Origin of the sequence: Hymenobacter sp. B1770 (assembly GCF_049896385.1) — a bacterium.
Lineage (GTDB): Bacteria > Bacteroidota > Bacteroidia > Cytophagales > Hymenobacteraceae > Hymenobacter.
Genome location: NZ_JAFCUF010000015.1, coordinates 74,991 through 88,838 on the forward strand (window position 1 = coordinate 74,991; position 13,848 = coordinate 88,838).

The window sequence follows — 13,848 nt, forward strand, 5'->3', positions numbered from 1 at the left end:
GCTTTCTTTTATGCTGACAAGCTCACTCATCACTCCTCCCGTCCTTTGTTCAGCTCAGCTTCCAGAAAATAAGCCCCGCGCCGAACCAACTGCGTTGTATCGGGCAAGGCCTCGAGCGGGGTAATGACCACGTCGCCGTTTTGCGTGGCACCAGTTTGCACCTGGTAGCGGCGGAATCGGTGACTGCCGACGGAGCCCTGGCGAGCAAAAATATAGCTCTGCTCGCCGGCCTGGATTACGGCATCTTCGGGCAGGGTGCGGTGCCGGGCTCCGGCCGTTTGAATGTGGGCCGCCACGTACTGGCCGGGCAGCAGCGTAGCCGAAGGCTTGTGCAAATGGGCGTGCACCCGCACGGTGCGGGCATCGTCTTCGAACGCCTGTCCGACCAGAAACACTTCGGCTTCCAACTCCTGGTTTTGGCCGCTGTTGGGCACTTTGAATAGCACGCGTTGTCCTTTCTGGACTCGGGCAATGTCTTTCTCAAACACCTTCAGTTCGAGGTGCAGGCCGGAGCGGTCCACCACTTCCACCAGCACGTCTTGCGGGTTCACGAACTGGCCGGGGTTGATGTTGACGGCCTTTACGTAGCCCCCAATGGGCGTGGTGAGCGACACGCTCGGGGTGAGCGACGTGGCGCGGAGCCGCTCGGGCGAGAGGCCCAGCAGACGCAGCTGGCTGGCCAGGGAGCTTTTCGTGGCCTGCTCGTTCTGGAATTCTGATTGAGCCTGCTGCAGCTTGCGCTTGGCGCCTACATCTTCGGCTTCGAGGGTTTGCTGGCGTTGCAGTTCCTGCCGCAGAAACTGCAGGCGGGCGCGGGCCTGCAGGTACTCCTGCTGCAGCTTGAGGTAGTCGGGGTGGCGGAGCACCGCTATCACGGCGCCTTTGCGCACCTGCTGGCCAGGCAGCACCCTCACCTGCTGCACGTAGCCGCCCATCACCGCACTGATGGACACGTGGTTTTGCGGGGGCACGTCGACCACGCCATTGGCCTGCACGTCGGAGGTCATGTTTTTGTAAGTAAAGCTGCCTGTCTCAATGCCCGCCGCTGCGAATTGAGCCGGGCTGATGGTGAGCTCACCCGGTTTGGCAATCGGCTGGTTCGTTGCGACTTCCCGCACGATGGCCGTTTCGCCCTTGCTCTGGCAAGCAGGTAGCAAGCCCCCGGCCAGAAGCGCTGCCGCGAGTGCAAGCCCTGACCACTTAATGCCGTGGGCAGAAGCCAAGCCGAGCTTAGCGAGCTGAAAAAGCGAAGACAACTGAAAATAACGCATTGGTATAGTAGCAAAAATGGGGTACCCGAACGAGCTATTGGCTATCGGTGCCGGCCAGGGCCTGCAGCGCGATGACGAATTCATTGTATTGCCCAACCTGGTCGAGGTAGGCGGACTGGATTTGCCAAGCGGGCTCGGTGTTCACCACGTAGGTCACGTAGTCAATGTCCCCGGCGCGGAAGATTTTTTCGGCGGTGCTCAGAATCAGGCGGGCCTGGGGCAGGGCGGTCTGTTCGTAGTAGGTGAGCGAGGCCTGGGCACGGGCCAGCTGCAGTCGCAGCCCCCGCAGTTGGCCTAGCAGTTGGGCCGTGGCATAGGTCAGCTGAGCCGCGGCCACCTGCTCGCCAATTTGGGCAGCAGCCACGCGGTTTTTCTGCACCCCGCCCAGCAGCGGCAACGACACGCCCAACTGCCCCACCTGGTACCCGCCCTCATGGTTGATGGACTGGTTGAAGTAGCCAGCCCGAATGTCGGGCAGGCGGCGTAGGCGCTCTACTTTGGTTTGCTGCTGGCTCACGGCTACTTCCTGCTCCAACAGTCCCAGCGTCGGGTTGGTGGCGGCAGTGAGGCCAGCGGTATCGGCGGCTGCCAAAGGGGCCAGCAGCTGCGCTGTGGTGTCGATGTTAACTGCCCCACCGGTGTTGAGCAGCACGCCCAGCTGCTGGCGCTGTACCTGCAACTGTATCCGGAGCGTAGCCAGCCGGTTTTGCAGCTCCTGGGAGCGGGCGGCGGCCGATACTTGTTCCAGGCGGTTGGTTTCGCCGGTGCGGTAGCGCACGCTGGCCGCCCGAGCCGCCCGGCGGTACAGGCTGTCCTGCCGCCGCAGCAGGCTGAGACGGCGGTGGTCGGTGAGTAATCGGTAGTAAGCCCCGCGGATGTCTTGGGTCAGCAAGCGGCGTTGCAGGCGGGCGCGTTGCTCGGCGGTAAGACTTTGACCTTCCAGCAGCTTACGTTGGGCCGCGTATACATTTGGCAGCGAGGTTTGCTGGATAATGTTGATGCTACGGTCATTAAAAGGCCCCTGAATTTTCCCGTACTGCACATCCACCAGCGTACGCGGCACGTCGTAGCCGGTGCGGGTGAGCGCGCGCTGTCGCTGCACTTCCAGCGACGAGCTTTGGAGCTGCAGGCTTTGCTGCAGGCCCGTTTGCAAGGCCTGCGCTAAGGTCAGAGGCGGGCTGGCGTTGGGAAGAGTGATTTGCGCCTGGGCAGACTGGCTCCCGGCTGCTAGCGCCAGGACGAATATCAGCAGCAGGCTGCTGAGCCGGCCGGTGCCGGCCACCAAGGGCTGCCGGACTACGGCTGGGGTTTCGGGCAACTCCTCATCGTCAGTGGGGCTAGGCTCGCCGTCGCGGGTGAACAGCGTGTAGAGGACCGGCAGCACCACCAGCGTGAGTAAGGTGGCCGAAATCAGCCCGCCGATGACCACCGTGGCCAAGGGCTTCTGCACCTCCGCCCCAGCGGAGTTTGACAGGGCCATGGGCAAAAAGCCCAGCGAGGCCACCGCCGCCGTGAGTAGCACCGGGCGGAAGCGTTCGGCCGTGGCCTGCACCACGCGCTTGCGCACCGAGGCGACACCAGCGCGGGCAAAATCGTTGATAATGGCCATTAGCACAATGCCATTGAGGACGGCCACCCCAAACAGCGCAATAAAGCCCACGCCCGCCGAGATGGAAAACGGCATTCCCCGCAGCGACAAGGCCGCGATGCCCCCAATGGCCGCCAGCGGGATTCCGGTAAAAATCAAGGCTGCCTGCTTCACCGAGCGGAAGGACAGGTAAAGCAGCAGGAAAATGAGCAGTAGCGCCACCGGTACGGCAATCTGTAGCCGTCCCTTGGCTTGCTGCAGGTTCTCGAACTGGCCGCCGTAGGCAATGGAGTAGCCGGTGGGCAGCGTCAGGTTTTGAGTAAGCAGCTGCTGAATATCATCCACCAGGCTTTCCACGTCGCGGTTGCGCACGTTCACGCCGATGTTGATGCGACGAGCGGCATTGTCGCGCGAGACCTGCGCGGGCGCGTTGCGGAAGGCAACCGTGGCCACCTCCCCTAGCGGGACTTTCTGGCCGCTGGGCAGGTCTACGTACAGGTTATTAAGGTCGGTGAGGCCGCGGCGCTGCGAGGAATCGAGGCGCACCACGAGGTCGAAGCGGCGCTCACCTTCGTATACCTGGCCGGCCACATCGCCGGCAAAGGAGGCGCGCAGCAGCGTGTTCAGGTCGGCTACGTTCAGGCCGTAACGGGCCAGCTTCTGGCGGTCGTAGGTCACGCGCAGCTGCGGCAGGCCTACCACCTGCTCCACTTTCAAATCGCCCACGCCGGCCAGTGGCCTAATGAGCGCGGCAGCCTGGTTAGCCTTTTCGTATAGAATACCCAGGTCATCGCCGTAAATCTTGATGCTGATATCCGACTTCGCGCCACTGATAAGCTCATTAAAACGCATCTGAATGGGCTGCTGGAACTCCAGGGTAATGCCCGGAATGCCGGCCAGCGCCTGCTGCATCTTGTCGGCCAGCTCCTCGCGGGAGTCAGCCGAGGTCCACTCGCTCCGGTCCTTGAGCACCACAATCTGGTCGGAGTCTTCCAGCGACATTGGGTCAGTAGGGATTTCGGAGGTGCCAATTTTGCCCACCACCTGCTCTACTTCGGGAAATTTATCGAGCAACACCTGCTGCACTTTCGTGGTAGTGGCAATGCTCTGGCTCAGGGAACTGCCCGGCTTGAGGGTCACATTCACCGCGAAATCACCCTCATCGAGCTGGGGCACGAACTCGCCCCCCATGCCCAGAAAAATCACTACGGCCAGCCCGAGCAGGCCCAGCGCCACGCCCACCACGGCCAGCCGCAGGCGTAGTGCGCCCTCGATGACGGGCCGGTAGCCGCGGTACAGAAAATTCATAAACCGGTCGGCCAGGGTGCCCTCTTCTTTGATATTGAGACGCAAGGCCCAAGCCGATACGGCCGGCACGTAGGTGAGCGAGAGCAGCATGGCCCCGATGATGGCGAAGCTCACCGTGAGGGCCATGGGGCGGAACATCTTCCCCTCAATGCCCGTGAGCGCCAGGATAGGGAAGTAAACAATGAGGATGATGAGCTGCCCAAACAGGGCCGAGCGCATCATGCGCGTGGCGGCGGTTTCGGCTACCTGGTCCATGGTTTCGTGCTCGAACTGGGCGCGGTGGTGCACGAGCTGGAATATCATGGCCTCCACAATAATCACGGCCCCGTCCACGATGAGGCCGAAGTCCAAAGCGCCCAGGCTCATGAGGTTGGCCGACACGTTGAAGGTGCGCATCATGCCCAGCGCGAAGAGCATGCACAGCGGAATCATGCTGGCCACCACCAAGCCGGCACGCAGGTTGCCGAGCAGCAACAGTAGCACCAGCACCACAATGAGGCCGCCCTCGAGCAGGTTTTTGCTGACGGTGTGAATGGCTCGGTCGATTAGCTTGGTGCGGTCCAGAAACGGCTCGATGGTCAGGCCCGGCGGCAGCATTTTCTCAATTGCCTTCACCTTCGCTTTCACGCCCTGGATGGTTTGCTGTGAGCTAGCGCCTTTGAGCATGAGCACAATGCCGCCAGCGGTTTCGCCCTGCCCGTTGCGGGTCATGGCACCGTAGCGCACGGCGTGGCCAAAGCGCACGTCGGCCACGTCGCGCACCAGAAGCGGCGTGCTGCCGGCCTGCTTCACCACAATGTTGCCAATGTCCTGCAAGTTGCTGACGCGGCCCTCGCCCCGGATGAAGTAGGCGTTGGGCCCGCGCTCCAGGTAGGAGCCGCCGGTGTTGGCGTTGTTGGCCTGCAGGGCGCGAAACAGCTCGTTCAGCGACACTTCGGCCGAGTTGAGCCGGTCGGGCACCACGCTCACTTCGTACTGGCGCACCATGCCGCCGAAGCTGCTCACATCTACCACGCCGGGCACGCCGGCCAGCTGCCGCTTCACAATCCAGTCCTGTACCTCACGCAGCTGGGCCAGGGAGAACTTCTTCTCGTAGCCCGGCGCCACGCGCAGTGAGTATTGGAATATCTCGCCCAGGCCCGTAGTGATGGGCGCCATTTCGGGGCGGCCCATGTCGGCGCTGAGGCTGCCCTCGGCGGCTTTCAGCTTTTCGGCCACCAGCTGCCGGGTGCGGTAGGTGTCGATGTCGTCATCGAACACGACGGTGATAACCGACAACCCCACCCGCGAAGTAGAGCGGATTTCCTGCACGCCGGGCACCGTGCGCAGCTGCAGCTCGAGCGGCACGGTGAGCAGTTGCTCGACCTCCTGCGCCGCCAGCGCGGGCGACTGGGTAATGACTTGCACTTGGTTGTTGGTAATGTCGGGGATGGCATCGAGCGGCAGGTGCGCCACCGAGTAGCCGCCCCACACCATGATGCCGATGACCAGCAACACCACAAAAAGCTTGTTGCGGATGCTGGCCGCAATTATCCAAGAAAGCATAGGTTAGAGTTGCCGCCGGCCGCGTAGCGAACCAGCACAATGTCAGCAATAATTGAGAAGGAGCCGGCCCACAGGCCAGCGCAGGAACGATGCCCAAACCACCGTTGACGCCTATGGTTTCCGGCAGTGACTAACCACTACCAACCTGCGCATTAGCTCCTTGGCTTAGCGCAGACCGGGCACACTACTTCCCGGAGCGCCTCCTTCCTAAGCTCGAGGCGGCTGCAGCAAACCCGCCGCAAAGGCATAAGAATAAGGCAACGCAGCCACTGGGCGGTACGCCGGGGCCAGCCATTGCGGCTTCCGCAGGTGTACTACCTGCTGAATAGTCGGCACTACATACTCCAGATTGGGACTCCGGTGTTGCCCGTGAAATGGCAATTTCTCGTGTTCCGGCGCGGGTGCGCAGTTGTAGGCCGCTTGGCCAGCACCGTAGTGCAAACTCAGGAATTGCCCGAGCGACAAAGAACCGCCCGCCGCGGAACTGTGGTATTGGTAGTGCTGAAAAAGCTGCGGCAACTTGCTCAGTTCCTCTACATCGTTCTGCGGCATCAGGCCGCCAACGAACATGATAAGGCTCAGAAATAAGGCTGCTGCTTGTTTCATTCCAAGCGCAAAGATAGGCCTCGCTGCCGGTTGCCAGTCAGGCGATGTATGGCCGATGTAGAGACGCGAATTGTCGCGTCTCTACACAGTTTTTACCGCAACTGCCACAACTCGCCCCAGCCCGTGGTATACAGCGGCGAGCGGTGTGCCGACCGCCCGGCCCAAGCGGGCTCCTTTATCTTGCCATCCGGCTTTTTGGCAACGCCAGCCGCGGCAAGGCGCACCAGTTGCCGACCAAAGCGCGCATTCAGGTTATCCAACGTTTTCATCAGCTGCTGGCTGAGCTGTTGGTCGGCGGCAGTGCCCGAAAACAGGCCTAGTTGGCCTTGGCCTGCTGGTTCGAGGCCGCTGAAAAGCACCCCGGCCCGGCGATAAGCCACCCCAGGGCGGCGCAAGCGGTGCAGGCCCTGCAATGCCGTCTGGGTGAGCAGGCTTACGTCGTAGCTGGCGTTGGGCAAGGTCACGGCAACGGAGTGCGTGGCGGGCCCCGCCGCTGCCGCAAATTTATCTGTACCCAGTATCACGGTCACCAGCTGCGCAACCACGCTGTGTTTGCGCAGCTTCTCAGCAGCTTTGGCGGTGAAGGTGGCCACGGCTTCGCTCAGCACCGCAGCGTCGTGCTGCGGCCGGCCAAACGACCGGGTACACGTCACGCTGTAGCGGCTGGCCTGGGCGGGCTGCAGCTCGTCGTTATCGTCCCACTCGGTGGGGTTCCACTCCAGGCAGGACTGGCCATGCAGCTCGCGCCTCAGCCGCTGGCCCACCACGCCGCCCATGTGCTGGCGCATCCAGTGCTCGGGCATGGCCGCCAGTGCTGCGCCGGTGCGGATGTCCATATCGTACAATTTGTGGGCGTAGCGCCGGCCCACGCCCCAGATGTCTTCCACGGGGGCCAGAGCCAGCGCTTTCTGCCATTGGGCTTCGGTTTCGAGCAGCAGCACGCCATTTGTACCATGCTTTTTGGCCAAACGGTTGGCTAGCTTGGCCAGGGTTTTAGTGGGCGCAATGCCTACGCAGGTCGGAATACCAGTATCGCGCTTCACCGTGTTTTTCACTTTTACACCGTAGGCATGCAGGTCCTCTTGCAGCATCCCCATGCCATGAAAGTCCAGAAACGCTTCATCGATGGAATAGACCTCCACCCCCACCGAGAACTCGCTGAGCACCCGCACCACACGGCGGCTCATGTCGCCATACAAGCCGTAGTTGGATGAAAACACGTGCACCTTATGCTGCTCCAGTAGCGGGCGCACCAAGTGGTAAGGCTCGCCCATCTTCAGGCCCAAGTCCTTCGCTTCCTGCGACCGCGCAATCAGGCAGCCGTCGTTGTTAGAAAGCACCACCACGGGCCTGCCCTCCAGGTGCGGCGAAAAAACCCGCTCGCAGGACACGTAGAAATTATTGCAGTCGACGAGAGCGTACATAAATCAGGTGAAATGAGGCAAAATCCGGTTACAGCTTTGCTACCTGGTGGGTGCCCAGCGCGTGGATGACGTGCGTTACCACCCCCCACACTATCAGGCCGGTCTCGCGGTCCACGGGCACGGGCGGGTAACGGGCGTTTTCGGCCACCAGCCAGCGCTGCCCGGCTCGCTCCTGCAGGCGCTTAATGGTGTGTTCGCCCTCGATGACGGCCCCCACGATGCTGCCGTTAACGGGGCGCAGGGCGCGGTCCACGGCTACCAAATCGCCGGGATGAATGCCGGCTCCTATCATGGAATCGCCGCTTACCCGGGCCAGAAAAGTGGAGGCCGGATGCCGGAACAGGTGCTTGGTAAGGTCGAGCGGAGCGTCGAGGTGGTCGGCGGCGGGCGACGGGAAGCCCGCCGGGATGGGGCAACCGAAAAAAGGCAGTTCCCGAGTGGTGAGCTGGGAGGCAGCAATGAAGTCCTGAAGTGATGTAAGCATAAGGGCTCGCCCACGTCTATGATGACGAGTTGGGGATGCTATTTACTAATTAATTTAGCAGATTGTTTTCGCGCACCTCAAAAATCCACGAAGCACAGCATAACGTATGTGGCTAATCTCCACAACATAGTTATGCTGAGTTACATGTATTGAACAAATACTCTCTAAAAAAGACTAAAAAGTTATTTCCAAGCTTTTTAGTTTATTGTAAATTTTGTATCTTTGGTCATGTCAAAAGTAAAGCTCCCCACGCCGCTGCCCGTGCAGCAATTTGCCCGTTGCGTGAACGATGCCCAACGCCCTGCCGACTACATTGGCGACTGGCCCGAGGCCGGCCGCGTGTATGCTGTGCGCGTGTTGCCGCACGTACGCACTGGCCAGCCGCAGGTGCACATCCTCGGCTTTTATGCCGAGCGTCCCTACGGTGCTTTCGCCGCCCACCGCTTCGAGCAGGTGGCGGACGTATGGCTCAACTAAGCCGTCCTGACCGTTGGCACGATGGTTCCACCCATTTTGGCCCCGTTGGCTTTGCAGCCGGCGGGGCCGGTTTGTTTTTGGGGAAGCTTATCTGGCCGGGAGGCACGCGCGGGAACTTCACCCCTACCGGCGTTACTTCCCGTACTGGTAAAAAATCCCCGTATCAGAAGGCGTCCAAAGACAGGCTTTCTGGCCGCTAGCCTTCAGGGCGTTGTTCGTCCAGGTGTTGCAGGTGTAGATGAAGCTGTAGACGCGGTGCGCTTCGTAGAACGCGTCGTTGTTGCCATAGCTGTGGCCTTTAATGTGCTGGGTGCGGCCGGCCGCATCGTAGCGAAAGCTGCGTTGGATGTAGGCGATGAGTTGGGCGTATTCATCCTGGCTGAGGTAGAGCGGCACCGTGTCGGGGCCCGGTACCAGGCTGTGCAGGTAGGTGGTGTGCATGGCCGAAGAACCCAGCCAAAACGCCGCCACGAGTGCCGTGCTCACCTTGAGGTCGGCCCAGGTGGGTGTGTCGAGGTAGAAGCCTTTGTCGCCCCAACCAAAGGCGATGTAGCGCATGGAGGTATCGCCCGAAGGAATGTTGCTGAATGGCAGTTGCTCGCTCCAGTCTATCTGCGGGGTTTTGATGGGCACTACCATGTCGGTGTGCACGCCGTTGGTGTGCAGGTACACCAGCACATCAGGCGAGGCATTTGGGTTGGCCTTGGGTACCGTGATGCGCGAAAGCACAAAGGCAGTTCCGAGATACAGCCCCGCTGCTGCTACCAGCGCCCCGGTCGCGTAGCCTACCGGTTTCAAAACTTTGCGAATTAGCGACGGCATGTGGAAATAAAGGAAGGTGAAGCAGACAAACACCGTAGCAATCGGGTGATAAACCCAACAGTATTGGTTCTGCAGTACGGAGCAGTGTTTAGGTCGTTGCCTGTCGTGGCGCGAACTTGTAGTTCGCGTCTCAGAACGACACTGATGCACCCCCAACGGCTTGGGGGCGCGAACTACAAGTTCGCGCTACGGTACCCAGCGCCTAGAAAAGGTCGCAATACCAAAATCCGGTGTCAAACGGACTAGGCTCGTCCTGGTCGCCGCAGTCGTAACCAGAGTCGTCGGTTTTGGGGGCGGGCGTGTACTTGCGGTACACTATTTCTCCCTTTTCAAAGGCAATGGGCTGTTGGAAAATCGGCCCATCGAACACGAAGGTGTGAAACTCGCCGTTCTCCCCGCAGGGGTCGACATTGGCGGGCAAGTCGCGCAGGAAATCCTCATCAATCACCCGGCCCACGAAGCTTTGGTCAAGAAATTTCTCGTTGACGCAGGTGGTGATGGTCTTGAAGCCCAGGTCCAGAAACTCGCGCATAAGCTCCGTGGTCGGCACGCCCCACAGCGGGAAGGCGGCCTCTATGCTCAACCTAGCCAGTTGCTCTTCGCGGTAGCGCCGCAGGTCTTCCAGGAAAATATCGCCGAAGATGGACACCGTAGCTCCTTGGTGCTGGAGCTGCCGCAGTGTGGTGGTCATGTGCTGCTCGTAGGCCTCCATGGTGGGCGTTTCGGGCAGGAACAGCTTGTGGCAAGGCAGCCCGAGGCTGGCTGCTTGCTGGTCGAGCAGGTCCACGCGCACGCCGTGCATGGAAATCCGCTGGTAGGGTTCGCTGACGCTGGTAAGCAGCGTGAGCACCTCGTATTGGGCGGCTTGCTGCACTTTGTAGAGCGCCAGTGCGGAGTCCTTACCCCCGCTCCAATTGAAAATTGCTTGTTGCTTCATTTCAGGCAAAGAAACCGGGTAGCGCGGACTTTTAGTCCGTGCATGAGTACGCCACACGCGGACTGAAAGTCCCTTCGGGTACGACCGCGCTACCTTCACCTAACAACTTTTTCTGGCATTAGCCGAACAAGGGAGCCATGCATTTTGCCATCATCACCCCCACCCACCAGCGTCGGGCCTTGCTGCCCGAAGCCGTGTCCAGCGTTCGGGCCAGTATCAGCGCCCCGCTCGACTTTTCCTTCGAACACCTGATTAACGACAACGGCTCGCGCGACGGCACCGCCGCCTACCTGCGCGAAGCCGCCGCCCAGCCTGGCCCGCCTCTGCGCCTCTGGCACCATTCGGCCCGCCAACTCGCCGGCCTGGCCCGCAACCAGCTCATCCAGGAAACCGTGCCGGAGGCCTGGGTAGTGCCCCTCGACGACGACGACATCATGCTCCAGCGCACCCTCTACCACTACGCGGCCCAAATCAACGCCAACCCCGACCGCCCGTGGTTTGTGGCCGACTTCCTGCGCGTGGACGAGCGCGGACGCTACCTTCCCAACGAGGACTATTACGCCTGGCAGTTCGACACGCCCACCGATATGCTCCGCGCCATTTTCCGGGCCGAGCACTTCATTCAGGGCAATGTCTGCTACAGCCGCGCTTTCTTCGACGAGGTGGGCGGCTACGACGGCGAACTGCCCATGGCCGAAGACCTGGACCTGTACGTTCGCTTTCTGCTGGCCGGGCAGCTGCCGGTGCTGTGCCCGCACATCAGCCACCTGCACCGCTTCCACGCCAGCAACGTGAGCATTGGGGTCGATGCCGACAAGCACAACGCCGACCTGCAGGTGATTTACGCGAAGTACGCCAAGCAACTAAAGGCCCTGGGCATCGAGGCGCCCAGGCAGTAAGTCGGCGGGCATCCTCTCAACGCAAGCCTGGCACCCCACGTAGCTTAGGGCAACCATCCTTACTCCAAGCCCATGTCTTCTGAGGAACAGCAGGCCCATGCCGAGATGCAGGCCTGGCAGCAGCGGATGCAGCGGCCCCCGTCTTTCATGAACCGCTTTGCCCGCCACATGCAGGCCCGGTTCAATGCCCTGCTGCCCGAGCGGGTGCACAGGGCCATCACGGCCGCCATCAAGCAAATGGTGCGCGGCGTGCTGTTTGGCTCCACCCACACCACGCGCCGCCCCCTCCCCGACGGCACCCTCCCGGCCCGCGAAACCGCCGTGCGCACCCGCATTCGATACTACCGCAACACGGCCTCGGCCGAAGGCGCCGTGACGGGGGCCGGGGGCTTCCTGCTGGGCCTAGCCGACTTCCCGCTGCTCCTGGGCCTCAAAATCAAGCTGCTTTTCGACATTGCTGCCCTCTACGGCCACGACGTGCGCGACTACACCGAGCGGCTCTATATGCTGCACGTCTTTCAGCTGGCCTTCAGCAGCCAGCATACCCGCAACGAAACCTACCGCCGCCTCGCCACCTGGGACAGCTACCGCCACACCTTGCCCACCGATGTCAACGAATTCGACTGGCGCACCCTGCAGCAGGAATACCGCGACTACATCGACATCGCCAAGATGGCCCAGCTTCTTCCTATCATCGGCGCGCCAGTGGGCGCCATCGCCAACTATAAGCTAATGGAGCAGCTCGGCGAAATGGCCATGAACTGCTACCGCATGCGCTACTTCGCCGCGGAAGATGCTAGGCTAGCGCGGGCTTAGTGCAACTCTACCAACCGCTTTGGCGAGCTGGCACTCTATTTAACCGCCTCAAAAATCTTGAGGGGCGGCGCATTAAGAAGACATATTTCTGTCGCCGATTTCCTGAATTGCTGGTTGAGATAATCCTTCAGAAAACGGTCTAGTTGAAAGAACGTCTGGTAAGCCAGGAGCTTGCCGCCGGGGCGTAGGCACTGGTGCGAATTGCGAACAATGGTTTCGCGCAGCTCAGGGGGCAGAAACGAAAACGGAATACCTGACACGATGTAATCCGCCTGTTTTTCATTGCTGCGAGCTAATAGATGCCTAATGTTCTCGGCGCTGTCATGGTAAATAGTCAGGCGCGAATCCTGAAACGTGTCGTGCAGTATCTGGACAAATCCCTCGTTCCGCTCAATCACAATCAGCACCGAGTCGGGTGTTAGCCGGCCAAGGAGGTAACGGGTGAATACGCCTGTACCCGGCCCAAATTCCACGACGATGTTTCGACGGCTGAAATCGATTTTACTGCACACCTTTTCGACCGCGAAACCCGAGGTCGGCATTAGAGAAGCTACCTGCTTGTCGCGCAGCATATTCTTCAGATAGACGATGGTATCCATTGTGCTAGCGCGCTGGTTTACGGGCTGATAGTAAAAAGCTTGTACGGCAAGCGCCCGTGAAAGTGCCAAAACCAAACAGCTGCCTCAAATTCCTGGAGTGGCTGTTTTTCTTAAGCTCCTAAAGCGAAAGAAAAGCTGCTAATGCGCAATAGAGGCCCAGCCCACGTGCCGTAAATGGTCATGAGTTAAGCTGCGTTGAGCTCACACCAGCCGGGGCAATCAAACCGCTTTGCATATTTCAGGTATGATTTGTAACTTAAAGAGTTCACCTAATTTTTTAACTCACAGACTGGCTTGTCCTTCTGATACCGCAAATTGTTGCTATCTAAACGACCGTAACGGCTACTACTAACAGGATGGCCGCTGACCTAACCAAACCGGAATGGTCCTGTAACAGACACTGGAATACGCCCATGGAGCTTGTCGGTCCCGGCAGATGTAAAACCACTGGGATTTGATTGACACGTTGCTGAAAAGCTATACAAGGAGATTGCACCTGCCAGCATTGCCCCTGGTTACAGCCTAACCCTTTTCATTCTGAAACTCCCCTTATGGTGGGGATTGCACCCACCCCTGAGCAAGCCAAAGCGCTCAGACCAATCGACTTAACCAGGCATTTACTTTCTCTTAAAATCATGCACCGTGAATACGCTCCGCATTCTGCTGCCTCTGGTCCTATTGGTTGTCTCCGCCTGCCAATCAAAGGAGGACTATGTTGCCCCTACCTCAACGCCAGCACCCCCGCCCACCATTGTCGTTGCTGTTAATGGCGCACCGGGCGAGCCCCTCACGCAGGTACGCGTGGAAGCGGCTGCTATCATCGGGCCAATGAGCCATTTGTTTCTTACCGGCAACTTATCAGACGGCCGCGTCTTGCTTTTGCGCTACCAAGCAACTTCAAGCCAATCAGCAAGCAGTACAATGATTCCGCTTGCTGAAATAAGTCTAGCCAGGCCCTATTCTATTTATACTGATGATATGGAAATAGGAAATTCGGCGATGGTCTAATACGTGGTGAAAGGCGTATAGGTGCTCATGGTTTCAACGCAACATCTTTGCGCCGTATGCGGCA

General features: G+C 60.0%; 12 protein-coding genes. 4 read left to right on the top strand and 8 right to left on the bottom strand.

Annotation, left to right across the window (positions count from 1 at the left end):
• Positions 1-29: 29 nt before the first annotated feature.
• From ACP7AJ_RS20570 to ACP7AJ_RS20590, 5 genes are all read right to left on the bottom strand, one after another.
• Positions 30-1,271 carry an efflux RND transporter periplasmic adaptor subunit gene (locus ACP7AJ_RS20570; RefSeq protein WP_426062096.1) on the bottom strand — a complete coding sequence of 414 codons (1,242 nt, stop codon included), beginning with the start codon at positions 1,269-1,271 and terminating at the stop codon, positions 30-32.
• A 34-nt stretch (positions 1,272-1,305) separates the two neighbouring features.
• The gene (locus tag ACP7AJ_RS20575) at positions 1,306-5,712 is read right to left on the bottom strand and encodes a CusA/CzcA family heavy metal efflux RND transporter (RefSeq protein ID WP_426062097.1); all 4,407 of its coding nucleotides are present in this window, start codon (positions 5,710-5,712) and stop codon (positions 1,306-1,308) included.
• Between the two features lie 207 nt (positions 5,713-5,919).
• On the bottom strand, positions 5,920-6,318 hold the full coding sequence (locus tag ACP7AJ_RS20580) for a hypothetical protein (protein ID WP_426062098.1): 399 nt from the start codon (positions 6,316-6,318) through the stop codon (positions 5,920-5,922).
• A 92-nt stretch (positions 6,319-6,410) separates the two neighbouring features.
• Positions 6,411-7,742 (bottom strand): Y-family DNA polymerase, encoded by a 1,332-nt coding sequence (locus ACP7AJ_RS20585; RefSeq protein ID WP_426062100.1) that lies wholly within the window; start codon positions 7,740-7,742, stop codon positions 6,411-6,413.
• A 28-nt stretch (positions 7,743-7,770) separates the two neighbouring features.
• Positions 7,771-8,226, bottom strand: a complete 456-nt coding sequence (locus ACP7AJ_RS20590; RefSeq protein WP_426062101.1) for a LexA family protein — start codon at positions 8,224-8,226, stop codon at positions 7,771-7,773.
• A 228-nt stretch (positions 8,227-8,454) separates the two neighbouring features.
• Between ACP7AJ_RS20590 and ACP7AJ_RS20595 the strand changes: the two genes are divergently transcribed.
• On the top strand, positions 8,455-8,703 hold the full coding sequence (locus ACP7AJ_RS20595; protein ID WP_426062102.1) for a hypothetical protein: 249 nt from the start codon (positions 8,455-8,457) through the stop codon (positions 8,701-8,703).
• 132 nt (positions 8,704-8,835) lie between these two features.
• Here ACP7AJ_RS20595 and ACP7AJ_RS20600 read toward each other — a convergent pair whose 3' ends face one another.
• Both ACP7AJ_RS20600 and ACP7AJ_RS20605 read right to left on the bottom strand, forming a co-directional pair.
• Entirely contained in the window at positions 8,836-9,525 is a 690-nt protein-coding gene (locus tag ACP7AJ_RS20600; RefSeq protein ID WP_426062103.1) for a TIGR02117 family protein, read from the bottom strand.
• A gap of 202 nt (positions 9,526-9,727) precedes the next feature.
• Positions 9,728-10,462, bottom strand: coding sequence for a diphthine--ammonia ligase (locus ACP7AJ_RS20605; protein ID WP_426062104.1), 735 nt, complete (start codon positions 10,460-10,462; stop codon positions 9,728-9,730).
• A 137-nt stretch (positions 10,463-10,599) separates the two neighbouring features.
• Between ACP7AJ_RS20605 and ACP7AJ_RS20610 the strand changes: the two genes are divergently transcribed.
• Together ACP7AJ_RS20610 and ACP7AJ_RS20615 are read left to right on the top strand one after the other, a co-directional pair.
• A complete protein-coding gene (locus ACP7AJ_RS20610) occupies positions 10,600-11,361 on the top strand; it encodes a glycosyltransferase family 2 protein (RefSeq protein ID WP_426062105.1) in 762 nt (253 codons plus the stop codon).
• Positions 11,362-11,433: 72 nt separating this feature from the next.
• Positions 11,434-12,177, top strand: coding sequence for an EcsC family protein (locus tag ACP7AJ_RS20615; RefSeq protein ID WP_426062106.1), 744 nt, complete (start codon positions 11,434-11,436; stop codon positions 12,175-12,177).
• A gap of 35 nt (positions 12,178-12,212) precedes the next feature.
• Here the strand turns inward: ACP7AJ_RS20615 and ACP7AJ_RS20620 are convergent, their stop codons facing one another.
• The gene (locus ACP7AJ_RS20620; RefSeq protein WP_426062107.1) at positions 12,213-12,776 is read right to left on the bottom strand and encodes a class I SAM-dependent methyltransferase; all 564 of its coding nucleotides are present in this window, start codon (positions 12,774-12,776) and stop codon (positions 12,213-12,215) included.
• A gap of 642 nt (positions 12,777-13,418) precedes the next feature.
• Here ACP7AJ_RS20620 and ACP7AJ_RS20625 point away from each other — a divergent pair.
• A complete protein-coding gene (locus ACP7AJ_RS20625; protein ID WP_426062108.1) occupies positions 13,419-13,784 on the top strand; it encodes a hypothetical protein in 366 nt (121 codons plus the stop codon).
• Positions 13,785-13,848 lie beyond the last annotated feature (64 nt).

Excerpts from the sequence above, each read along its gene's own strand:
- ACP7AJ_RS20570 (WP_426062096.1), bottom strand. The coding sequence starts at position 1,271 with ATGCGTTATTTTCAGTTGTCTTCGCTTTTTCAGCTCGCTAAGCTCGGC.
- ACP7AJ_RS20575 (WP_426062097.1), bottom strand. The coding sequence starts at position 5,712 with ATGCTTTCTTGGATAATTGCGGCCAGCATCCGCAACAAGCTTTTTGTG.
- ACP7AJ_RS20580 (WP_426062098.1), bottom strand. The coding sequence starts at position 6,318 with ATGAAACAAGCAGCAGCCTTATTTCTGAGCCTTATCATGTTCGTTGGC.
- ACP7AJ_RS20585 (WP_426062100.1), bottom strand. The coding sequence starts at position 7,742 with ATGTACGCTCTCGTCGACTGCAATAATTTCTACGTGTCCTGCGAGCGG.
- ACP7AJ_RS20590 (WP_426062101.1), bottom strand. The coding sequence starts at position 8,226 with ATGCTTACATCACTTCAGGACTTCATTGCTGCCTCCCAGCTCACCACT.
- ACP7AJ_RS20595 (WP_426062102.1), top strand. The coding sequence starts at position 8,455 with ATGTCAAAAGTAAAGCTCCCCACGCCGCTGCCCGTGCAGCAATTTGCC.
- ACP7AJ_RS20600 (WP_426062103.1), bottom strand. The coding sequence starts at position 9,525 with ATGCCGTCGCTAATTCGCAAAGTTTTGAAACCGGTAGGCTACGCGACC.
- ACP7AJ_RS20605 (WP_426062104.1), bottom strand. The coding sequence starts at position 10,462 with ATGAAGCAACAAGCAATTTTCAATTGGAGCGGGGGTAAGGACTCCGCA.
- ACP7AJ_RS20610 (WP_426062105.1), top strand. The coding sequence starts at position 10,600 with ATGCATTTTGCCATCATCACCCCCACCCACCAGCGTCGGGCCTTGCTG.
- ACP7AJ_RS20615 (WP_426062106.1), top strand. The coding sequence starts at position 11,434 with ATGTCTTCTGAGGAACAGCAGGCCCATGCCGAGATGCAGGCCTGGCAG.
- ACP7AJ_RS20620 (WP_426062107.1), bottom strand. The coding sequence starts at position 12,776 with ATGGATACCATCGTCTATCTGAAGAATATGCTGCGCGACAAGCAGGTA.